Genomic DNA, 25,119 nt, shown 5'->3' with positions numbered 1-25,119 from the left:
GATGGTCGCCTTTTTAGTAAGAACTTAAATCAATAATACACATAAACACAATTATTATGAAGCTAAAGAAAACCTTATCAAACCTTATCTTATTATCGCTGATTCTCCTAACCGGCTGTTCTGCTGAATCTATTCAAGAGGAAAATATATCGTTACAGAACTTACATGAAGGCGACTTAATGTTTGTTGTTAAAGAAGAGAGTAATCCTATTACCGATGCTACACAAGGTATTGACGGACTGAAGATTGACCACGTAGCTATATTTCATCATACCGACAGTACCGATTATGCATTAGAAGCTATCAGCAAAGGGGTTGTACTTACACCTTTAGCTAAATTTCTTGAACGTACGAAAGGAAAAGAAGGCAAACCGCTCGTTGCTGTTGGAAGAGTAATTGCCGATTGCGATATGAGCGCTTCTATGAAACGAGCATTAAACTATTTGGGTAGACCTTACGATCATTTTTATATGCCCGATGACAAGGAAATATATTGCAGCGAACTGGTGCAGAAATCGTACATCGATCACCGTGGACACAATGTATTTCCAACTATCCCGATGTCTTTTCACGATGAAAACGGAAAAATATTAGATTTCTGGATTCAATTCTACTCTTTCTATCACCGTGAAGTACCAGAAGGAGAACCTGGCACAAATCCAGGACAACTATCGCGCGACAAAGCTATAAAGGTAGCTTACAATTTTTAAGTTTACACACCTTAACTACTATTTAACAAGCACTTACATAGAGAACCATTATTCATATCGTAAAAAATTCTATTTAGCGAGCTATTGTTTACTTACAATACTTACTAAATAGAGTTTTTAATGCATAAATGGTTCTGTTGTATCGAGTTAAGCACCAATATAACACTACTAAAGTTTCGCATTTGTATCCATCTCTCCCCATTTGCTTATATCGCCGCCCTTAAAATATTGTAAACACGCATTGCTCATTATATCTATATATCTATATATGGCTAAATAGCATTTGTTTTTCTGTTTCTGCAATATCTGGGTTTAATAGAATATAGATGGGAGAAGTATAAACAGTGTCTACTGGTACTCATATTCCAAATTAAGCTCTCAGATATTTTATAAAAATTAATCAGATGTTAGACACTCTTTTTTCAGATATCTGTCGCGTGCGTCTCAGATATCTGTCAGTTGCGTCTCAGATATCTGTCAGTTGCGAATTAGATATCACAAAAAAAAGCCTCCTTTATTATTCGATATTATACTACTTAAAAGATATTAATTCAGATGATTATTATGCATACCTGTATTATATATTGTCGCATTTTAAGTACTATTACAAATACCTGATTAACAATATATTGCTCAGAGTTTTGTTATATCAGAATGGAAATCATTACAATCGTCCACCTTCCTAAAATATCTTCACTTCTTCTTTATTGAGTCAATATTTTTGTGTTTAGCAATTTAACAAGAGCATAATTCCTTTGAAATCAGTATGTATATTCACAACATTATTTATGGAGCTGTGCTATATTTTCAGTAGCACTTCTCTCTAACACACATCTTTCTTTTGATATAAAAATATGCTTTTTCGGTGTATAATGCAATAAACAACGGTCCTGTCCGTTTATCAAAATGTATATACAAAAACCTGTTAGGGCAGGAAAGCAAAAGAAGTTTTTTATGATAGAATATATAAAAGGTGAACTAACCGACCTTTCGCCAGCATTAGCGGTTGTTGAAGCACACGGCGTAGGCTACGGACTGAATATCTCGCTAAACACTTATAGCACAGTTCAAGGCAAGAAAAACATAAAACTATACGTACACGAAGCCATTATGACTGGCGGACGCGACGATAATTACACACTATATGGCTTTGCCACCAAACAAGAACGCTCACTCTACCGACTACTCATAACAGTATCTGGGGTTGGAGCGAACACTGCACGTATGATATTATCATCGCTCACAACAGCCGAACTCTGCAATGTAATAGCCAATGGCGACGACAAGATGCTAAAGACTGTAAAAGGCATCGGACTAAAAACAGCTCAGCGCATTATTGTAGACCTGAAAGATAAGATTGTGCAAAGCGGCATTGCCGACGAAGTACACGTAAACAATCAATCTAACACATCTAATGTAAACAACGCTGTGAAAGACGAAGCAGTTGGAGCACTCACTATGTTAGGTTTCTCGCCTGCCCCATCTGCCAAAGTTGTTGTTTCTATATTAACAGAACAACCAGAATTACCCGTAGAACAAGTTGTAAAATTAGCATTAAAGCAAATAAAATAAAGAAAAGACGTAGCGCATTCGTTTCCATCGCACAACACATTCCGATAAGAAAGGCTATGCAAAGTCATCGCTAATGAATCAAAGAAAATACATATTACCTATTCTTCTACTGCTTGCAGGCATTAGCTTGTTAGCATTGGGGCACTCGCTTGTAAATAGTTTGCCATTTACAAACGTGCTACAAAGCCTAATTGCGCCACCAGACACCACGAAGAAGGTAAAAGCATTAGACGTTGAGCTAGAAAACGAAGACATACCCGACTCGCTATTGCACCCACGCTGGAAAGTGCAACGCACTACCCCCATTACATATAACGATTTGCAGCAAGGGTCGTACGACTTAGCCCGCCCCGAAAACCTGAAACAAAGTGTAGAATATAACGACTCGCTAAATATGTATATAATAGGTAACAAAATAGGCGATACCTATATTACGACACCTATTATGATGACTCCCGACGAGTATAGAGCATGGAGCGAGAAACGTAGCTTTGCCGACTATTACCGCCAAAAAAACAAAGAGATACTGGAAAAGAAGGGCAAAGAGAAGTTCGACTTCACAGATATGCACTTTGCACTTGGTCCTGCCGAGAAGATATTCGGCCCCGGCGGAGTACGTGTAAGAACACAAGGAACAGCCGAACTACGCTTTGGGGCTACGCTGAAGAATATAGACAACCCATCGTTACCCATCAGAAATCGCAAGATGACAACGATGAACTTCGATGAAAAGATAAATTTGAATGTGAATGGAAAGGTGGGCGACAAGGTGAATATGAACCTAAACTACAACACAGATGCCACATTCGATTTTGATGCACAAAACTTCAAGCTGCGCTACGAGGGAAAGGAAGACGAAATAATAAAACTTGTAGAAGGTGGCAACGTGTCGTTTCCATCTAACAATTCGCTCGTACAAGGAGCATCATCGCTCTTTGGTATCAGAACCGATATGCAGTTTGGAAAGTTGAAGCTACAAACTGTGCTATCGCAGAAAAAATCGGCAAACAAAAGCGTAAGTTCAAGGGGAGGAAAACAGCTTACTCCGTTCGAGATAGACGCAGCCGACTACGAAGAGAATCGCCACTTCTTCTTAGCACATACATTCCGCGAGCACTATAACGATGCTATGAAAACGTTGCCTAACCTAACAACGGGCATCACCATAAATCGTGTAGAGATTTGGGTTACCAATAAGACTGGTACAACTACCAATACACGAAACATTATAGCACTAAGCGATTTAGGCGAAAACTCAAAAATCAGCCGCACCGATTTATGGGGAAGTGGAACAGGCAACACTCCATCTAACAACGCTAATACCGAGTACAACACCATAGCACAAGGTCACCCACAAGCACGCAACATAGACCAAGTAAATACAGTACTAGACGGTTTAGGTATGATAGGAGGAGTAGACTACGAGAAACTGTCGAACGCTCGCCTGCTCAATAGCTCCGAATATACTGTAAACCAAGCACTAGGCTACGTGTCGTTACGTACTGGTTTGCAAACCGATCAAGTGCTTGCTATTGCTTACGAATATACATCAGGAGGAGTTACCCATCAAGTTGGAGAGTTTTCGAGCGATCGAACCGATGTCTCAGAAGCACTGTTTGTAAAGTCATTAAAAAATACCAGCAGCAATCCAAAGCAAGCAAACTGGAACCTAATGATGAAGAACGTGTACTACCTTGCCTCTACAGTTGAGCGCGATAAGTTCCGTTTAGATGTAAAGTATCAGAGCGATACCGCCGGCGTTTATCTACCCTACATACCAGAACCACAAGTAAAAAGCCAGCCAATTATAAGACTGTTAGGTGCCGATCGTTTAGACAACAACAACAATCCGCACCCAAATGGATATTACGATTATGTAGAAGGATACACCATTTCAAACGGTCGTGTGTTCTTTCCCGTTACAGAACCATTCGGCGAATATATGTACAACTATTTGGTGTCGAAAGGAGTTCCAGCAGCAAAGGCTAATAAGTATGCCTTCACAGAATTATACGATTCTACCAAAACGGTAGCGAAACAAATTGCAGAGAAAGACAAATACTTGCTTGTTGGACAATATCGTGGTACAAGTGCTAATGTTATTTCGTTAGGAGCATACAATGTTCCGCAAGGTTCGGTAGTGGTAACGGCAGGTGGAGTACGTCTGGTTGAAGGCTCAGATTATAGCGTCGATTACAATGCAGGCGAGGTTACAATTTTAAATCAAAGCATTATAGACGCCGGTACAGCAGTAAACGTCTCGTTAGAAAGTCAAAGCGACTACGGACAACAACGTAAAACAATGTTCGGATTAAATTGGGAATACGACTTCTCTAAAAACTTTATGATAGGTGGTACGTTTATGCACCTATCCGAACAAGCTCTCACAACAAAGGTAAATATGGGCGCCGAGCCACTCAATAACACCATTTGGGGATTGAACATGAGCTGGAAGAAAGAAAGTCAGTGGCTCACGAATATGCTCGATAAAATACCATTCCTGCATCTAACACAACCTTCGCATATTTCGTTCTCTGCAGAGTTTGCACAATTAATTGCTGGTCAGAGTCACGGCACACAAGACCACGCATCGTATTTAGACGACTTCGAAAATACAAAGAACACAATAGATATAAGCCAACCAACCAGTTGGGTAATATCAAGTGTACCCTCTGATTTCTCCGAATCAACAGATAAAACAACACTTAGCAGTGGATATAATCGCAGTTTGCTAGCGTGGTACAACATAGACCCACTATTTACACGACAAAGTAGTTCACTTACACCAGCCCACATCAAGAGCGATCTAGAACAATTATCTAACTTCTACGTGAGAGAGGTTTATACACGCGAACTCTTCCCTAACCGTGAACAAAGCAACTACAACGGCTCAACACCCACATTGTCAGTGCTCAATCTTGCTTACTACCCTACCGAACGTGGACCATACAACTTTAGTCCAACGCTCGACATCAATGGGCGCTTACCCAATCCACGTCAAAAGTGGGGAGGTATGATGCGTAAGCTCGATACAAATGACTTCGAAATGGCGAACATCGAATATATTGAGTTCTGGTTACTCGACCCATTCATCTATTCAAATAAACAAACAGATGCCAACTTATATGGTGGCGATTTCTACATAAACCTTGGTGAAGTGTCTGAAGATATATTGCACGATGGTAAGAAGTTTTATGAAAGTGGTATGCCTGTAGATGGTAGCCAGGCATGGACAACTACGCAATGGGGCAAAATACCAACACAAACCACCATAACATACGCCTTTGCAACCACAAAGGGAAGTCGTGCATTGCAAGACGTTGGTTTGAACGGTCTGAACGATGAAGAAGAGCGTAATTTCCCTTCTTATCAAGCATTCTTAACATACGCTCGTAGCCACACCAATCAGGCAGTATTCGATTCTATTTGGGCAGACCCTGCTAACGACAACTACCACTATTTTCGTGGTTCAGATTGGGACAGAATACAAGCGCCTATACTTCAACGCTACAAATATATAAACAACCCACAAGGGAACTCGCCAGATAGCGATAACCGCAACGAACGTTATGACACGTCGTATAAGTCGGGACCAGATATAGAAGACATCAATCAAGATTATACGCTCAACGAATATGAGAAATATTACCAATACAAAATAAGCATCAGACCACAAGATTTAGTAGTTGGACAAAACTACATTGTTGATAAACGAGAAACTGTTGCACCATTACGTAAAGGAGGAGGAGCACCAGAAACGTGGTATCAATTCCGTATTCCAGTGCGAGAATATCAGAAACGCATGGGTGGTATTAGCGATTTTACAAGTATTCGCTTTATGCGTATGTTCCTTACAAACTTCGAAAAACCTATCGTGCTACGTTTTGGTACGTTTGATCTTGTACGTGGAGAATGGCGCCAATACCAACAAAACCTTACCAATTCAGCATCAACATCGGGCACAATGTCTGTTGGCGCAGTAAGCATAGAGGAAAATAACGACAAAACACCAGTAAACTATGTACTTCCTCCGGGTATTTCGCGCGAGCAAGACCCATCACAACCACAATTAGTACAAAGCAACGAGCAAGCATTGGCTATGACCGTACAGAACTTAGGCTATAAAGAGTCAAAGGCTGTCTATAAAAATACTACGCTTGATATTCGTCAATACAAGCACTTACAAATGTTTGTACACGCCAATGCACTCAAACCAAATGTTACCAACCTTTCTGATAACCAATTGGCAGTGTTCGTTCGATTGGGGTCCGACTATAAGAACAACTACTACGAATACGAGATACCATTAAAACTTACTCCTGAAAAGCAATACGATAAGTATTCGCGACAAGATTGTGAAGCGGTTTGGCCAGTAGACAATATGCTTGATGTTCCTATTTCGATATTTACAGATGTAAAGAAGAAACGCAACATTGGACGTGGAAACGGAACAGCAAGCTACAACCGAGAGTTCTCTATGTACGATGAAAAGCGTCCTTCAAATCGTGTCAGCATAATGGGTAATCCTACATTGGGCGAAATAAAGACAATGATTATAGGTGTACGTAACCTTTCGAGCAGTGAGAAAAGTGGTGAAGTATGGGTGAACGAAATGCGTTTGCTCGAATTTAACAACGAAGGAGGTTGGGCAGCACGTGGACAACTCAACATTCAACTATCTGACTTTGGAACAGTAGATATTAATGCCAGCCACAGTACCGATGGGTTTGGTGGTTTGGAGCAAGGTGTAAACGCACGTAAAAAGGAAACAAATACTGACGTTACTGTTACAACGAGTCTTGAATTAGGTAAGTTCTTCCCAGATAAGGCGAAAGTTTCTGCACCTTTATACTATAGTGTAACGAAGAGTGAAAGCCGTCCGAAGTACAATCCACTTGATACAGATATGCTGTTAGATGCTGCTCTTGATGGTGCTGCAAACGAACACGAACGCGACTCTATTGAGTCGATAGCAGTTACAAAGCGCACCACTACGAACTTTTCGCTATCGAATATGCGGGTTGGAATACAAAACAAACGTCACCCAATGCCTTACGACCCTGCCAACTTCTCGTTTTCTTACAGCCATTCTCATTCGCACACTACGGGCGAAACCACAGTGTATGAGAATGAAGACAATTGGCGTGGTGCTATAAACTACAATTGGACACCGGTATACAAGTCGCTATCTCCACTCAAACGCATCATAAAGAGTAAATCGAAATGGTTCGATATTCTTAAACGTTTCGAAGTAAATTGGCTACCACAAAACATTGCTTTTAATTCCGAAATAACGCGAAACTATTACGAGTTGCAAGAACGTGATATGGAATCAACCACTATGAACAGATTGCCATTAACATTTAGTGAGCAATTCTTATGGAACAGAGATTTCTCTGTACGGTGGGACTTAACACGCAATCTACACATAAACTTCCAGAGTGCTACACACGCTGAAATTGAAGAGCCATACACACCTATAAATAAAGACCTCTACGCCGACCAATATCAAGCGTGGAAAGATTCTGTGTGGACTAGTTTAAAACACTTTGGTACACCGTTAGACTATCAACAAAACTTCACGCTTTCTTATCAGTTACCTCTAAATATGATTCCAATATTCGATTGGATTAACTCTGATGCTACCTACAATTCCACATATACATGGGTTCGTGGAACACGCTTAGAGAGTGGAGAGTCGTTGGGTAATATTATTACGAACAATAGGACACTGAATATAAATGGTTCGTTCAACTTAGAACGTCTCTACAACCATATTCCTTTCTTAAGGAAGACAAACGAAAGGTTCAATAAGTCGCGTCCAAGTCTTAGTAGAAATAGCTCTCTCGATAGTCGTGGACGTGTAGACGCAAGCGCCTTTAGCGAAGAGTTGAATAAAGAGTTAGGAAGAAATACGAAGAATAAGAAAGAAAACGAAGACAACAAAAAGAAAGCGCTGCCAAAGAATGCAAAAAGCTTTGAAAAAGAAGTTACAATACCTGCCGATACCGCTATTGTTGTGGCACACGCAAAGAAGACGAAACGTATTGTTGTATCGCTGAAAGATATTAACGGACATGCTGTGAAACTAAAATGGAAGAAGATGGACGAGAACAAAGTTAAGTTATACAACAAAACCGACTCTGTTCTGCGGTTAAAACTCACGGTTACTCCTAAAGAACCTCTCGACAATAAAGGTTGGTACAAAACAGCACAATGTGTGGCACGTGCCTTAATGATGGTACGAACAGTTAGCTTGTCGTATCGCAACCAATACTCTATGTCGCTACCTGGCTTTATGCCTACTATAGGCGATGCTTTCGGACAAACCCGACAGGGCGGCATTATGGCTCCTGGACTCGACTTTGCATTTGGCGTTATTGACGACGACTATATTGGAAAGGCTAGAGACAACAGATGGCTTCTTGTGTCAGACAGTATTGCTACGCCTGCTACTACAAACAAAACGGAGGATTTACAACTCCGTGCAACGCTCGAACCTATTCGCGACCTGAAAATAGACTTAAATGCCAGCCGCACCGAAACGGTTTCAAAGAGCATTCAATATATGTACGCTGGCATTCCTACCACACAAAGCGGAACCTTAACAATGACAACAATATCTATAGGAACTGCTTTCGAAAGTATGGGCAATGCTAACAACGGATACTACAGTGCCAGTTTCGACAAATTTGTTAAATCGCTCGACACCTATCGCAACCGTGTAGAAGCACAATATATAGGTGCAGCCTATCCAATGTCGATGGGCGGAGGACGATTTAACCCCAGTGTGGGTGCTGTTAATAAATATAGTGCCGATGTTATGATACCTGCCTTCTTAAACGCATATACAAGTATGGGTGGCAACGGACTAAACATATTCCCTAAACTAAAAAGTATGCTACCCAACTGGACCATTCGTTACAGTGGTCTTTCGCGTTTGCCTTTCTTCCAAAACATTTTTAAAAGCGTAAACATAAACCACGCTTATAAGAGTATTTTTGCTATCGGATCGTACCAAAGCTTTAGTACGTGGCAAGAATATATGAACGGTTTAGGATTTATTAAAGATGCAACGTCGGGAGCACCAATGCCAAGCTCTATGTATAATATAGCGCAAGTAAGCATTAACGAAGCGTTCGCTCCACTGCTTGGTATAGATGTTACATTAGAGAATAATCTGACTGCCCGTTTGGAATATCGTCAGACACGTGTCTTGTCGCTCTCTATGACAAGTGTGCAAGTAAACGAAGCAACATCGAAAGACTGGGTTATTGGTTTGGGCTATCGCATTAACAACATAAACCTATTTGGTGGTAGAAACACCAGATTGGTAAGAAACATTAAGAAAAATAGCAGCCAACAAAATCAGCAAAGTGGAAATACACAGAGCGTAAACAATAAAAACAATGGTGGCATAAACCGCGATTTGAATCTCCGCCTCGATCTAAGCTATCGCAAACAAGCCGCTATTACGCGCGATATAGCCTCGCTCACGTCTGCTGCATCAAGTGGAAACACCGCCTTTAAAGCATCTTTCTTGGGCGATTATACACTTAGCCGATTTATTACGGCAAGTGTCTACTACGACATTCAAATAAATACACCATTGTTATCGTCAAGCAGTTTCCCTACAACAACACACGACTTTGGAATCAGTTTAAAGCTTAGTTTAACACGATAGCAAACGTAGCATTATGTAGGCTAATATTTATTGCACCCACATTTACACACTACCAATTCGTTATGGCTATTATGTCGGTTTAGTACAATAAGTTGCCGTCTACGTTTACAGTTTGTTCGCAGCACAATTAAAATTATCTCATAGGTTTTAAAAAAAATAGAGTCTTCATCGCCTCATATATAAGGGGCGTTCGTTTTAACCTGAACTCGGGATAAGAATAATACTCAAAAAAGTTGGTAATCTCGTTATATTTTTGTAACTTTATAGTTGAAAATCAATAACTTACAATTAATATAGCGATGATTACCAAAGACAAAATTACCGAAATCTTTTGTATTGCAGATGACTTTTGCAAAGAATTTGAGTCAGAAATTGATAAAATAGGGCTTCCTAATGATACCAAGTGTAAGCATCGCCTTCGTAAATGGCGTATGAGCAAGTCAGAAATCATAACCATAATGATCTGTTTTCATTTTAATTCTTATCGTAACTTTCAACATTATTATATGTTCTTTATCAAGGAGCATCTTGCAGATATGTTTCCTCATCTGTTATCCTATAATCGTTTTTTGGAGCTTGAAGCTAGAGTTTCGGTAGAAATGATGATGTTCTTGCAAATATGTTGTTTTGGCAGATGTACTGGTATTAGCTTTATTGACTCTACCTGTATCCCAGTCTGCCATAATAAACGTATTTACCGCAATAAGGTTTTTAAGGATTATGCTACCAGAGGCAAAAGCACAATGGGTTGGTATTTTGGATTTAAACTGCACCTTATATGCAATGAACGAGGGGAAATTCTCAACTTTATGCTTACCAAAGCCAATGTAGATGATAGAGATGAGAATGTCTTTAATAGGCTGACTGATAATGTTTTTGGAAAATTATTTGCCGATAAAGGATACATCTCTAAGGGACTATTTGAAAAATTATTCAATGATGGCATTAACTTGGTAACAGGTATAAGAAGTAATATGAAAAACAAGTTAATCCCAATATATGATAGACTGCTTTTAAGAAAAAGATCTGTAATTGAAACTATCAATGACGAACTGAAAAATGTAGCACAATTGGTCCACTCTAGACATAGAAGTGTACTTAATTTTGCTATGAATGTATTATCAGCAATGGCTGCATATAGCTTCTTTGAAAAGAAACCTGAAGTCAATTTAGATTTCTGCATAGAACAACACAACGGTCAACTTTCTTTGTTCTAAAAAAACAGTTTGTTTTTGATAAAAAGGAGTAGCCTCAATCTAAGACGATTGAGGCTAAATGGGTTTTAGGATAAATAAATTAGAGTAATAAAAAGAAACTTATCCCGAGTTCAGGTTTTTAGATATCTGTCGCTCTCGTCTCAGATATCTGTCAGTTGTGTTTCAGATATCTGAAACTATCGTCTCACTTTAGTATGGAATTAGAGCATCTACACATTGCCTCCATTTGTGGCTATCGTAGCAACTATAATATAATGTTATATTGCAAAAGTTGATGCATTGCATTTGCAACGAAATAACAATTGGCATTCGCAAACAACCATAATAATATACCGCAAACTACAAAATAGTATGAATAGTTTTGTGCATTAAGCAATAAATCGTAACTTTGTGTATGCCTAATAAAACACGGCAATAAATTTTATAATACTATATGTAATCCATTATGATAGACTTCAACTCGTTATTGTCGCACGAACAAGCCTTAGCAATGTTGTTGGCATATTTCGAAGGATATAGTGAAAATAAAGCAAATATATTAAAATTAGGTGCAAAGCTAATGCCTGCAGAACTTGCAGCGAATGCATTTAAAGAACTTTCGTTGAAAGGGCTATTAAACGAAAAAAAATCATATAAACACAAAGGGGCAATTGAATATAGCTTACATCATAAGCTACTATTCCCAGCCATTTTCGAACTATTCGAACCACAAAACCATACGTTGCTGAGAAATATTAGAAGTCTCTTTAAGCAAGAACACGTTGTAAACAAGCCAAAACGTGTTGTGTGCGAACTAATTGGGATAATTGACCATATAGAGTTTCCAGAGGCTGTACACACACACTTAGATATAAATCACCCTCTATTCAAAGATATTTTTGAACTGATAGACCAAACAAAATACAAGAAGGTATTCGACAAGATGCCGCAAGATATTTTTAATACTTCAGTAAGAAATAAGCTACAATTTGCTTTTTATGAAGACAAAGATATAAATTGGGAATACCTGAAAGAGTTGATACTTAGTCGTAATAGTAATAAAACATATACCAACATCTATACATCGGTATTAGATGTATTTGCATTTTTCTATTTCCTTGCAACTGGAAATGTATACACCGACCTAAACACAACTACAACCAATCTGCTTACTCTACAAATTATAGCCATTCAGGAACTTTACAGAGGGAACTATGAAAAGGCTTATAAACTATATGTCAAAATAATGACTATAAACAATAAGAGTTCGCTTGAAAAAGGTGTATTTTATTATCCAATAAGTAACTACTATTATGTATTGACTATGCTCCTGACGAATACCCCAGAAGCATTAAAAAAGATAGCCTCTCTAAGTAAATGTAAGTCAGCGAGCAAAAACTATATTTCGTGCTTAAACTCATGCTATTTTTTAGTTGCACCATTTAAACAATTCTTCTGCGATAAGGTTGATATAATAATGAGAGAACAATACCTTTTGGAGTGCTATAACCGTAATAGTGCTATATTTAAGCTTAGCAAAATGATATATCAACGGTTGGGAACACTCACTGAAAATAAAAAGAATGTGAGCGAAGAGCCAAGATGGGCTTACCTGAGGAACGAAATGCAAGTTGCAAAAAATAGTGAGGAAGCAGCAGAATTAGAAAGAAAATTCGGAGGCAAATCGTTGTTTCATAGCTTAAAGTTTACAGAGCCTTGGAAAATGCGGTTAGAAAGTCTCATACAATCAAACATATCGGCTACTACCGCCGACAAAGATATGAGCGAGAATATGTTAATCTATCTTTTGCGCTACTCCACCATAGTGCCTATTCTTAAAAGAAAGCTCAAAAATGGTAATTGGTCAGTGGGCAAAGAACTATCCATCAGTAAACTAAAAGCATTAGATATTGCCGAATTAGACAAAACAGACCACAAGCTAATAACTGAGATTTGTGCATGGGACTACTCTTTAGGTATAAACGATTATCTGCATTTACTAACAGGTTGCGACCACGTCTATATAATGCTAAACAACACTATGCAACCAGTATCTATACACGAAGAGAAACCGTGCCTTATAATAGACAAGACAAAAAATGGTACCTTTAACGTGTCTAGCAACATAGAGCCAATACTCGAGAGAAATGGAATAATACAATACACTAAGAAGAACTCCGAAACCGATTACTCAATAATCATTCCTTCGGCATTCGAACTAAAAACCTATAAGGAAATACTCCTACAAAAGGAATACCCTGTTGAAGCCGAACCACTACTCGTAAAACTAATTACAATGTTAGGTGGAAAAACAGAGATACACTCTAATATGGTAGAAGAGTTAAACAACATAGACCACATAGATATTCCTCCAGTCATAACACTCTGCATTACGCCCAACAATATAAATGCATTCAATATAAGTGCCATAGTACGCGCCACCGATACACTTATCTTTTCGCCAGGGCATGGTAATATTACAACCATAGCCGAAAAAGATGGAAAGAAAGTGCAACTAGTGCGAAGTTTGAAGAAAGAGAAGAATAACCTAAAACAAATATCCGAAGGTCTAATAGAAGCAGAAGTCTGCGATGAAGACGACGAATGGTTGCCCACCACCATTAACGATTCTATAACACTTTCTATAGAGCAGATGTTACCATTTATGCAGTGGTGTAAAAACAATCCAAACATTTGCACAATGGAATGGCCCGAAGGATATAAGCTAAACTATTATCCAAGTATAAACAGCAGTTCGGCAAATATATCGTTCACAAAGAAAGGTGGCTGGTTCGAGATAGAAGGTAATGTGCAAATTAGCGATGGACAGGTTGTGTCGCTCCAGAAGTTGCTCGAACTAATGCGACAGAGTAACAAGCAAAAATATATTCGCATTGGCGACAACGAATATATAACGTTAAGCAGTCAGCTAACACGCATCTTAAAACGCCTCGACACCGTAAGTTCTGAGAACCGTTCGCACTTGCAAATGGCTCCATCGGCAGTATCTATATTGGGCGAAGTGCTCAACGACAAGTCGTTAAACCTTAAAAGCAATTCGGCTATAAACAAACTACGCCAACGCATAGAAGAAAGTAGTAAGACAACGCCATGCATTCCAAAAACACTTCAAGCACAACTGCGCGACTATCAGGAGGAAGGTTTTGAATGGATGTCTAAAGTAACAGCATGGGGAGCTGGCGTTTGCTTGGCAGACGATATGGGACTGGGCAAAACGTTGCAAACCATAACATTGCTTTTAGAACAAAGCAAAGAAGGAGCCTCGCTTGTTATTGCACCTGCATCGGTAGTACCTAATTGGCGCAACGAACTGAAACGTTTCTCGCCTACACTGAATGTTATAGTGCTTAACCAGAGCGACGACCGTTCAAAGGCTATAAAAGAAGCACAGTCTGGCGATGTTGTTATTGCCACCTACGCACTATTAAACACACAACAAGAAGAACTTACAAAACGCGAATGGAATGTGGTTTGTCTCGACGAGGCGCATACCATAAAGAATGCCAACACTAAAATGTCGAAAGCTGCTATGTTGTTACAGGCTCGCCGAAAGGTTATATTGACAGGTACACCCATTCAAAACCATCTTGCCGAACTGTGGAATCTCTTTCAATTCATTAATCCAGGTCTATTGGGTAGTGCTGAACAGTTTAAACGAAAGTTTATACAACCTATTGCGGGAAACAACGATAAAGAACGACAAAGTCAGCTTCGCCGCCTTATCTCACCATTCTTACTACGTCGTACTAAGAGCGAAGTAATAGAAGAATTGCCCACAAAGAACGACATATATATACCTGTAGAACTGTCGTCAGACGAAATGACTATGTACGAAGTACGTCGTAGGCAAGTTGAGGCTGCTGTACTTGCCGATAAATCGCTCAACGTTAGTACGCTTTCTGAGATTACTCGATTACGCCAGATGGCATGTAGCTGTTCGCTGGTAGATAGCAATTGGAAAATACCTGGTAGCAAATTACTAACCTTCCTTGATTTAGCAGAAGGACTTAACGACAGTGGCAACCGAGCATTGGTTTTCAGTCAGTTCACAAGCTATCTTGATGAAGTGCGCAAAGCAATGGAAAAGGCAAAACTACCTTTCCTCTATTTAGATGGAAGTACACCAATGACAAAGCGCGAACAACTTGTAAAAGACTTCCAAACAGGTAAGTGTCCATTCTTCCTCATCAGCCTGAAAGCAGGCGGATTGGGACTTAATCTAACAGGGGCAAACTATGTTATACATCTTGATCCGTGGTGGAACCCTGCTATAGAACAGCAAGCAACCGACCGTGCCTACCGAATAGGACAACAACAAGATGTTACGGTTTACCATCTCATCAGTCAGCATACCATTGAAGAGAAGATACTTCGTCTACACAAAACAAAGCGCAACCTTGCAGATTCGCTTCTTGAAGGAGCCGATATGGCTCACGTCATCACACAAGAAGAGATGCTCAATCTATTGAAAGAGAATTAGTTCCAAACTAGTCTGTAGAGTATAGGCAAACTTTGTCCGTTGTTAAATAGATAGACTTATTTTATAACAAATGTGTAGCAAACTATTCCAGGTTATAAGGTAAATCAAAGATATCAATAGAAAATAAATGGTATTAACAAGATATAACCATATTACGATTTAATGAACCGATTGAATAAAAAAACTATTCGAGTTATATTATCAGAAGAAGTAAAACAATATTGTAGAGATAAAAGTTAGTGGTCTGACGAGGATTATCAAGAAATATATCGATGCACTGAAACAGATTAGTATCGACAAAAAATCAAACTTTACGCAATTCTTTATATATGCAGAAGTTTCGGCTATTTTTTATAGTAAACACTTTGAGATGTACAAAATATGTTAGTGTATCATTAACAACAACCATCAACTATCTTTTAGTTTCATACACAAAACAGTAAAGTAGCTCAACAATAAAATTCCACTTGACAGCTTCTAAATAAAAGGTGGCAGACGTAGCAGATTACACAAAGAAAGTCTATTTAACAATATAATAGGTTAGTTTTTCAACAATAATTATTACCTTTGAACCCAATTTAGAAGGATAATAATATGAGTTATAACTTATTAAAAGGTAAAAGAGGCATTATTTTCGGTGCACTCAACGAGCAGTCAATTGCATGGAAAGTTGCAGAACGAGCTGTAGAAGAAGGAGCATCAATAACACTTTCCAACACTCCTATAGCCGTTAGAATGGGTACTGTTAATTCATTAGCAGAGAAACTGAATTGCGAAGTAATTGCAGCTGATGCTACAAATGTAGAAGATTTAGAGAATGTATTTAAGCGTTCAATGGAAATTCTAGGTGGAAAAATTGACTTTGTACTCCACTCTATTGGTATGTCTCCAAACGTTCGCAAACATCGCACATACGACGATCTGGATTATAATATGTTGAATACAACGCTTGACATATCGGCTGTATCATTTCATAAAATGATTCAGAGTGCTAAGAAACTTGATGCCATAAGCGACTATGGTTCTATTCTAGCTCTATCGTACATCGCTGCGCAACGTACATTCTTTGGTTACAACGATATGGCAGACGCAAAAGCATTACTAGAAAGTATTACACGTAGCTTCGGTTACATATACGGTCGCGAGAAGAATGTACGTATCAACACAATATCACAATCTCCTACAATGACTACTGCTGGTCAGGGCGTAAAGGGAATGGATAAATTGTACGACTTTGCTAACCGTATGGCGCCACTTGGTAATGCTTCTGCTGCCGAATGTGCAGACTACTGTATTGTTATGTTCTCAGACTTAACAAAGAAAGTTACAATGCAAAATCTCTATCACGATGGCGGTTTCTCTAACATTGGTATGAGTCTTCGTGCAATGACAACCTATGAAAAAGGTATTGGAGACGAATATAAAGATGAGAACGGAAAGATTATCTACGGATAAATATTTTGACATATAAAAAACACACAGATAACAAGGGACGATGCGAAGATCATTGTCCCTTTATTTTTTATATACACTCTACAGCACTAACTCACGTTATTGCGCTATTTATTCAAAAGTAATGAAAGAGTTTACTTACAAATTGAAACCATTTATTTATAAGTGTCATAATAACAAGCTTTATAAATACGCTTTGTGTCTTTTATTTCAGTTTTATAGCATAACTAACAACACATAGGTTACAATTTAATAGCAATATATTTATTCGCATTATAGATTATAAATTATCTCAAAAAACACACTCACTATTGTTTGTTACAAAACAAAGTAACATTAAGCTGAACAAAACAATAAGACAGTTGTTATATTGTGATATGAAGTTCTTCTATATAATAAGGTGTAATTAGCCCCAAATAACCTTATTACTACTGTCTAAATGTCAATATTCAATAAAGAGAATATACAGCCCTTGTATCTCTAAAATCAAAAGAAGAAAGCTAAGATGAATAATAGAAATAAACCGAATGATTGCTCTTTATATAGGCTATTACTGGCTTATAAACATGAAAACAGTGAAAAATTACAAGTAGAACTTTATTTTTACTACTAAATATTTGTTATCTCATTTAAATAATGTAATTTTGTACCGCATTTACAGTTGCCTTATCTTGCTAACTCTAAGAAATTGAAAGGCACATGCATTAATTAGAGAAAACAAAAAAATATAAGAACAATCTAACTTAAATCGATTTTAATTATGAATCAAATTTCTAAGAAGGTAAACCCATTCTCAGCAGCAGCTATTAGTAATGGTCTTTCGAAGGTTGGAGAGCTGTTAAAAACTAAGAAGTTTTGGGTGGAACTGATTATTATGACACTTGGTATGTTTGTTGCAGCCCTTGGTGTCTACTTCTTCCTTATCCCAAGTAAACTTATTGTAGGTTCTATCACAGGTCTTTCTATCGTAATTTCAAAACTCTTACCATTCATTTCTGTTGGTAATGTTATCTTCATCATTAATGCTGTCCTATTGGTTCTGTCGTTCGTTTTAATAGGGAATGAATTCGGAGCTAAAACGGTTTACACTGCATTCATACTTGGTCCGATGGTAGATTTCATTGGTACTATCTTTCCTATGAGCGAATCTATGTTTACGCAACATCTTGCAAGTCATGGGATAGTAACTAATCCGTGGTTTGATTTGTTATGTTTTGTTTTGGTATTGAGTGCCTCGCAAAGTATTCTTTTCAGTATTAACGCTTCTACTGGTGGGCTTGATATTCTGGCAAAGATTATCAATAAATACACTGGCATCAATCTAGGAACATCGGTAACTGTTGCTGGTGGAGCTATCTGCTGTACAGCTTTTGCCATTAATACTCCAGACCTGGTAATAATAGGTCTTATTGGTACATGGATGAACGGACTTATTTTGAACCATTTTATGATGGGAATGAATAAGAAGAATCGTGTTTTTGTTATTTCAAAAGATCACGAGCGCATTCAAGATTATGTCCTCAATACACTTCATCGTGGTATTACGATGCACGAAGTTATTGGTGGTTTCAGCCATCAGAAGAGTGTACAGTTAGAGATTATACTAAACAACGAAGAGTTATCAAACCTTATGGCATTCCTTGGAAAAGAGAAAATAGACTCATTCTGCACTACCGATACTGTGAGCGAAGTGCGTGGATTATGGAATAAACATAAGAAGACTAAACATTAAATACACATTAAAAGTAATTAATACTATAGTTTTATATCAGAGTAAAGAGACAGTGTAACAATATGCTGTCTCTTTACAAAAGAAAAGATATAAACACGACCTATAACAAACATATTATGAATATTAGAAATATAATTTCACTTATGTTATTGTGGATTTCCACTATTACTATGGCGCAAGAAACAAAACCAGTTAGCCTGCAATTTGAAGCAAGAGCTGATTATATGCGTACAAACATAGATGGAAAGCATATTAAGGACCAGAGTGGTTTTAAAGGATATGTAGTGAATGTTATTTTAAAAGGTGATATTTCACCTAAGTTTTCCTATGCATTTCGTAATCGATTGAATGGGATTAATAAGGACTACAACTTTTTTAATTCCACCGATTGGCTTTACTTAAAATATAAACCTAACAAGAACGTAGCATTTATGGCGGGAAAATATATTGTACTGGTGGCAGGCTACGAGTTATTACCAGCACCTATTGATTGTTATTTCTTATCTGAGTTTTGTTATAACTTCCCTTGTTACCAATGGGGATTAATTGGCGAATATACAACAAATAGTGGAAACGATACTTTCTTAACACAGATTTGCCAAAGTCCGTATCAAAAAATATACGAGAACAAAACTGGTAAAGCTGCTGAAATGTATGCCTATAACATTTTATGGAACGGACGACATGGTATATGGGAAACATTTTGGTCGGCAAATATGTCGGAATATGCTCCACATAAATTCATAAATTATATTTCGTTAGGCAACAAATTTCATTTCACAAACAACCTTCAATTAGAGTTTGATTATTGGAACCGTGCTGCATCAGGACAGGGTTTCATTGGTAAAGATTGTTCTATTATTGGCCAGTTATCGTATCAGCCTACTGAGAAAGTAAACGTTTTTGCAAAAGCAAGTTACGAAGTGAATCATGCAGGAACAGATGCTGATGTAGCGTTACACGATGGAACAGAACTCACTCGCATTGGTGCAGGTGTAGAATACTATCCGCTAAAAGAGAAGAATATAAGAATACACGGCTATTACAGCTACGCATTTGGTAAAAACACTAACCCAGAAGGCGTGGTACAAGACAAGATGTCGCAAGTTAATGTAGGTGTAACTTGGCGCGGAAAAGTGCTTTAACACAAATATAAGTTAAAGATAGATTTAAATAAGTAGTTCACAAAATTTATAGGAAACGAACCAATACTTGCGATAAGTGTTGGTTCGTTATTTTTTACCCAAACCTGCAATTATATTATAATATCATTATACCGTGTTAATATAATTGCTTCCTATTTATTGTTCATTGCAATGCCAATGGTATTAATGTTCTTTATAAGTTTGTGTGGTTTGCTACACCCTCATTATAAGGATAATCAATCTGCATAACGATAAAACAAAATATACCAATATTCTAATAGCTTAATTGAGATTAATAGATTAGTTACGCTCTGTTTTAGAAATAGAGTGTAGCTATTTACTGTTGTACCCAAAACAGATATCTGAAACGAATGCGACAGATATCTGAAACGAACGTGACAGATATCTGAAACAAACACGACAGATATCTGAAACGAACACGACAGATATCTGAAACGAACGTGTTAGATATCTATAACTTTGTGGGCATATTTAGATGTATACCACAACCATATTATACTTTAATAGAAAAAGCCTCGATAGGCATCAATCAGTGTGGAAATCTGCTGGAGTTGTGTGTCGATAAGTTCCGTCTGACAGTCCAACTGCTCACGCTCACTGTCTAACACCTCCAGGTATGTGGCACGATTGTAAGCATAAAGTTGTTGAGCAGTCGTTACTGCACGAGTCAAAGATTGCACTTGTTTGTTCTTCAATGCCTGATATTGCGACAGGTTATGTGCACGCGACTGTAGCGTACTCATATCACTATATGCCGTGAGCAATGCCTTGTCGTAGTTATAAAGAGCCTCCAACTGCATAGCATTGGCTTGATCGAAGTTGGTCTGTATGGCTTTCTTATTAATTAATGGAGCTGTCAATCCACCCAAAACGCCGAATGCTACAGACTCCGGAAGACGCAGAAGATACTTTGGACTGAAGGCATCTAAGCCTAATGTAGCCGACAGATTGAGCGAGGGAAGGAAAGCTCTTCGAGCAGCTTCCACGTCCCATTTGGCAGCTTGCAGCTCATGTTCGGCACGAAGAATGTCGGGACGTTGCAATAGAAGACGGGCTGGAATAGCTTGTAATGTGGGCAACGACTGATGGTTGATGGCATCTTTATTGCGTTCAATCGGTGTAGGAAATCGCCCAAGAAGAAGATTCAGACTATTCTCAGTTTCTGTTATTGACTGTCTTAACTGATACTCATTAGCCGATGCTTTGGCTAGTTCAGCTTCAAATTTCTCTACAGCCAACTGTGTATCTGCATCTGCTTCCTTCTGAATGCGGGCTATCTGGACAGCCTTTTTCTGTAGTTCTATATACTTTAACGTGATGTTGAGCTTATTATCTAATGCCACTAAGGCATAGTAATTCTCTGCAATATCGGCTACCAACTGACTTTTTAAAATGCGTTGTCCTTCTGCCGTAGCAAGGTAACGTTCAACTGCAGCACGCTTACTGCTGTTTAGTTGCTTCCAAAGATCAATACTCCAATCGAGCTGAAGGTTCGGTGCTATATCAGGAACTACGGTCGGAATGTTATGTCCTGGTGTGAGTTCTGTTCCTACATTACCAGCTCCTTCGCTTGTATAGCGTCCCACTTTCGACACCCCAATAGCTGCATTAGCTGTTACAGTGGGCAACATTTGTCCACGTTTGGCGGTGATAGCACTCTTAGCAATTGCCATTTCCTGTAGTGTTATCTTCAGGTCTTGATTGTTATTGAGTGCTGTATCTATGAGAGCACACAGTGCCGGATCTTTGAAAAAGTCGCGCCACACATATACAGTGGTTACCGTATCGGCAGTTGCTGTTGGCAATGTTGCTTTTATGTTGTCCTTAGGCAGTGTTGCTTGAGGCGTTTTACATGCCATCAGCGTCAGCAACGAGATAGCTGTAAGAACAGTGAATATGCTTAGTTTATGCGTTGTCATCTGCTTTATTTTCAATAGATTCTTTGTGATATCGTTTGTCTTTCTCTTCGCTCAAAGGCTTTTCTTTCTGATAATTCACAATCTTGTCAGCCATAGAGGCAAATATATAATAAAGTCCGGGAATGACGATTAATCCTCCCATCGTACCAATTAACATACCTCCTACGGCAGCTGTACCAATCGTTCGGTTACCAATTGCACCAGCACCCGATGCAAACACAAGTGGAATAAGGCCCGCTATGAAAGCAATACTCGTCATAAGAATAGGCCGGAAACGTGCTACTGCACCTTCAATGGCTGCCTGTGCTATAGTCTGGCCCAAGTTTTTGCGTTGTACAGAGTACTCTACCATCAACACAGCGTTCTTTCCCAGTAAACCAATGAGCATCACTAAAGCTATCTGCGCATAGATATTGTTCTCCAATCCGCATAGTTTCAGTAAAAGGAAAGCACCGAAAATACCCACAGGTAGGAAGATAATAACAGGCAAAGGAAGGAGGAAGTTTTCATATTGAGCAGCCAAGATGAGATAAACAAACACCAAACAAACAATAAAAATGATGATGGCTGTATTACCCTGGTCTACCTCATCTTTAGATATGCCAGCCCAATCGTAGTCGTAACCCTTAGGAAGAGACTTCTCTGCAACCTCTTGTATTGCTTTCAAAGCTTGTCCACTGGAATATCCAGGGGCTGGTGCACCCGTTACTTCTGACGAGTTATAGAGGTTATGGCGTGTAATCTCGCTCATTCCATAGGTCTTACTGAGGGTCATAAAGTCGGCATACGGCACCATTTGCCCTGCATCGTTCTTCGTGTAAAGATGTAGAAGATCTTCAGGAAAGGCACGATATTGTGGTGCTGCCTGTACAATTACCTTATATGGTTTGCCAAACTTTATAAAACCAGTTTGATAGTCTGAGCCCACAAGTACAGACAAACTGTTGAGTGCTTTGCCTGGCTCTACACCCTTTTGGAGTGCCAATGCATCATTAACATTGAGCATATACTGTGGAAAACTGGCTGAATAGAATGTGAAAGCATTGCCAATTTCGGGTCGTTTGTTAACCTCTCGCACGAAATCTTTGCTCACTTTCTCCATCTGATGGTAGTCGTTGTTACCTGTTTTATCAAGCAATCGCATCTCAAAACCACTCGCTGCACCATATCCAGGAATTGATGGTGGTTCGAAAAAGTCGATATTTGCAGTTGTAATAGCTTTACATTTATCTTCCAAATCACGAATAATTTCCTTTGCAGTGCGCTTCCTGTGTTTCCAATCTTTTAGGTTTATAAGACAACTTCCAGAGTTTGCACTGGTGCCTTCGGATAGTATTTCAAAGCCTGCTAATGAAGAAACACTCTCTACACCATCTTCTTTTTCTGCAATTTTCAGCAACTGATGCGCCACTTCATTGGTACGTTCTATCGTCGAACCCGGTGGTGTTTCAATAACAGCATATATCATTCCCTGGTCTTCTTGTGGGATAAATCCTGACGGTAAGCCCATATTTACCCAATAAGCTAAGGCGCAAAATACGAGTACAACGCCCATCGTTAGTAGCTTATGCTTCACCGTGTGTTGTAATACATGGGCATATTTCTTACTGCCAACATTGAACTGCTTATTAAAACTTTGCAGCATTCTGCCCAGCCAACCCAGCTTAACATGGTTCTCTTGTTCCTTAGTTAAGATTAAAGCGCACAGCGCAGGAGTAAGTGTAAGGGCTACGAATCCTGAGAAAAGAATACTAGATGCCATTGTTATAGAGAACTGTCTGTAGAACATTCCCTCTGGTCCTCCCATAAAAGCAACGGGTATAAACACTGAAGCCATAACCAAAGATATAGCAATAATGGCACCACTGATTTCTTTCATGGCTTTCTCTGTAGCCTCAACTGGCAACAGTTTATTGCGCGATATTTCTACATTTACTGCCTCTATTACCACTATGGCATCATCAACAACAATACCAATAGCCATAACAAGGGCAAAGAGTGAAATCATATTGAGTGTAATGTTGAATGCCAACATAGCAATGAAACTACCTAAAAGGGACACAGGTACTGCCATAATAGGTATAACCGCCGACCTCCAATCGCCCAAGAATATGAACACAACGATGGCTACAAGTATGAAAGCTTCAAACAGCGTGTGTATTACTTTCTCTATACTTGCATCAAGAAAGCGGCTAATATCATAGCTAATCTCGTAGTGCATACCTTTCGGCATATCCTTCTGGAGGTGTGTCATTGCCTGCTTTACTTGTTTAATAACGTTGCTTGCATTACTTCCGTAAGCTTGTTTCAGGGTTACAGCTGCTGATGGACGACCGTTAAGAGTAGAATAAATATCATACACTTCACTACCCAAATGAATATCGGCAATATCCTTCAAACGAACCGTCTGCCCGTTGGCATTACTTTTAATGATGATGTTTCCATACTCTTCTGTCGTAGTATAACGTCCTGGATACTTCAAAACATACTCCTTAACCTGCGGCCGTGTACCACCACTCTCGCCTAATTTGCCTGGTGAAACCTCTATGTTCTGATCTTCCAAAGCATCACTCACATCGTCAGTCGACAGCCCGTAAGATATCATCTTGTCTGGATGTAGCCACACACGCATAGCATAACTACGTGTACCCAATATATCAAGGTCGCCTACACCATCAACGCGTAACAGTTCAGGAGATATATTTATATCGAAATAGTTAAACAGAAAGTCCTGATTAACGTTAGGATCATCACTATAAAGATTGATATACATTAGAATATTAGGCTCTTCGCGCGATATTTTAACACCCTCACGAATTACCTCTGGTGGCAACTTGTTTGTTGCTGCCGACACACGGTTTTGCACATTTACGGCATCAACATTAGGGTCTGTACCCAATTTGAATACAACGTTTATCTCGGCTTCACCATCATTTCCTGCATCACTTTCAATGTATTTCATTCCCGGCACACCGTTTAGCGCCTGCTCCAATGGAATGATAACCGATTTAATAAGCAATTCATTGTTTGCTCCCGGATAGTTGGCAATAACATTTACCTTCGGTGGAGAGATAGAAGGAAACTGTGTAATGGGGAGATTAAACAGTGAGAGAATACCAATAAAGGCAATAACCAGTGCTATCACAATAGATAGAACCGGACGTCGAATGAAAATCTTAAACATCTT

General features: G+C 38.8%; 10 protein-coding genes. 8 read left to right on the top strand and 2 right to left on the bottom strand.

Annotation, left to right across the window (positions count from 1 at the left end; all coding sequences use genetic code 11):
- Positions 1 to 56 precede the first annotated feature (56 nt).
- From DX009_RS03025 to DX009_RS02990, 8 genes are all read left to right on the top strand, one after another.
- Positions 57 to 710 (top strand): YiiX/YebB-like N1pC/P60 family cysteine hydrolase, encoded by a 654-nt coding sequence (locus DX009_RS03025; protein WP_115082965.1) that lies wholly within the window; start codon positions 57 to 59, stop codon positions 708 to 710.
- A gap of 954 nt (positions 711 to 1,664) precedes the next feature.
- A complete protein-coding gene (gene ruvA, locus DX009_RS03020) occupies positions 1,665 to 2,282 on the top strand; it encodes a Holliday junction branch migration protein RuvA (RefSeq protein WP_115083800.1) in 618 nt (205 codons plus the stop codon).
- A gap of 73 nt (positions 2,283 to 2,355) precedes the next feature.
- Positions 2,356 to 9,966, top strand: a complete 7,611-nt coding sequence (sov, locus tag DX009_RS03015; protein WP_115082964.1) for a T9SS outer membrane translocon Sov/SprA — start codon at positions 2,356 to 2,358, stop codon at positions 9,964 to 9,966.
- Positions 9,967 to 10,265: 299 nt separating this feature from the next.
- The gene (locus DX009_RS03010; protein WP_115082805.1) at positions 10,266 to 11,183 is read left to right on the top strand and encodes an IS982 family transposase; all 918 of its coding nucleotides are present in this window, start codon (positions 10,266 to 10,268) and stop codon (positions 11,181 to 11,183) included.
- Between the two features lie 445 nt (positions 11,184 to 11,628).
- Complete coding sequence (locus tag DX009_RS03005; RefSeq protein WP_115082963.1) at positions 11,629 to 15,663, top strand: DEAD/DEAH box helicase; 4,035 nt, start codon at positions 11,629 to 11,631, stop codon at positions 15,661 to 15,663.
- Positions 15,664 to 16,257: 594 nt separating this feature from the next.
- The gene (locus DX009_RS03000) at positions 16,258 to 17,118 is read left to right on the top strand and encodes an enoyl-ACP reductase FabI (protein ID WP_115082962.1); all 861 of its coding nucleotides are present in this window, start codon (positions 16,258 to 16,260) and stop codon (positions 17,116 to 17,118) included.
- A gap of 757 nt (positions 17,119 to 17,875) precedes the next feature.
- Positions 17,876 to 18,847, top strand: a complete 972-nt coding sequence (locus DX009_RS02995) for a YitT family protein (RefSeq protein WP_115082961.1) — start codon at positions 17,876 to 17,878, stop codon at positions 18,845 to 18,847.
- Between the two features lie 116 nt (positions 18,848 to 18,963).
- Positions 18,964 to 19,992 carry a porin gene (locus DX009_RS02990; RefSeq protein WP_115083799.1) on the top strand — a complete coding sequence of 343 codons (1,029 nt, stop codon included), beginning with the start codon at positions 18,964 to 18,966 and terminating at the stop codon, positions 19,990 to 19,992.
- Between the two features lie 521 nt (positions 19,993 to 20,513).
- Here the strand turns inward: DX009_RS02990 and DX009_RS02985 are convergent.
- Together DX009_RS02985 and DX009_RS02980 are read right to left on the bottom strand one after the other, a co-directional pair.
- Complete coding sequence (locus DX009_RS02985; protein ID WP_115082960.1) at positions 20,514 to 21,932, bottom strand: TolC family protein; 1,419 nt, start codon at positions 21,930 to 21,932, stop codon at positions 20,514 to 20,516.
- Complete coding sequence (locus DX009_RS02980; RefSeq protein WP_115082959.1) at positions 21,919 to 25,116, bottom strand: efflux RND transporter permease subunit; 3,198 nt, start codon at positions 25,114 to 25,116, stop codon at positions 21,919 to 21,921. The genes DX009_RS02985 and DX009_RS02980 overlap by 14 nt, the downstream gene beginning before the upstream one ends.
- Between the last annotated feature and the right edge of the window lie 3 nt (positions 25,117 to 25,119).

It is taken from the genome of Prevotella pallens, from assembly GCF_900454935.1.
Taxonomy (GTDB): domain Bacteria; phylum Bacteroidota; class Bacteroidia; order Bacteroidales; family Bacteroidaceae; genus Prevotella; species Prevotella pallens.
The sequence above is the reverse complement of the archived record's forward strand: the minus strand, read 5'-3'. Positions and strand labels throughout refer to the sequence as shown.

Excerpts from the sequence above, each read along its gene's own strand:
- sov (WP_115082964.1), top strand. The coding sequence starts at position 2,356 with ATGAATCAAAGAAAATACATATTACCTATTCTTCTACTGCTTGCAGGC.
- DX009_RS02995 (WP_115082961.1), top strand. The coding sequence starts at position 17,876 with ATGAATCAAATTTCTAAGAAGGTAAACCCATTCTCAGCAGCAGCTATT.
- DX009_RS03000 (WP_115082962.1), top strand. The coding sequence starts at position 16,258 with ATGAGTTATAACTTATTAAAAGGTAAAAGAGGCATTATTTTCGGTGCA.
- DX009_RS02985 (WP_115082960.1), bottom strand. The coding sequence starts at position 21,932 with ATGACAACGCATAAACTAAGCATATTCACTGTTCTTACAGCTATCTCG.
- DX009_RS02990 (WP_115083799.1), top strand. The coding sequence starts at position 18,964 with ATGAATATTAGAAATATAATTTCACTTATGTTATTGTGGATTTCCACT.
- DX009_RS02980 (WP_115082959.1), bottom strand. The coding sequence starts at position 25,116 with ATGTTTAAGATTTTCATTCGACGTCCGGTTCTATCTATTGTGATAGCA.
- DX009_RS03005 (WP_115082963.1), top strand. The coding sequence starts at position 11,629 with ATGATAGACTTCAACTCGTTATTGTCGCACGAACAAGCCTTAGCAATG.
- ruvA (WP_115083800.1), top strand. The coding sequence starts at position 1,665 with ATGATAGAATATATAAAAGGTGAACTAACCGACCTTTCGCCAGCATTA.
- DX009_RS03010 (WP_115082805.1), top strand. The coding sequence starts at position 10,266 with ATGATTACCAAAGACAAAATTACCGAAATCTTTTGTATTGCAGATGAC.
- DX009_RS03025 (WP_115082965.1), top strand. The coding sequence starts at position 57 with ATGAAGCTAAAGAAAACCTTATCAAACCTTATCTTATTATCGCTGATT.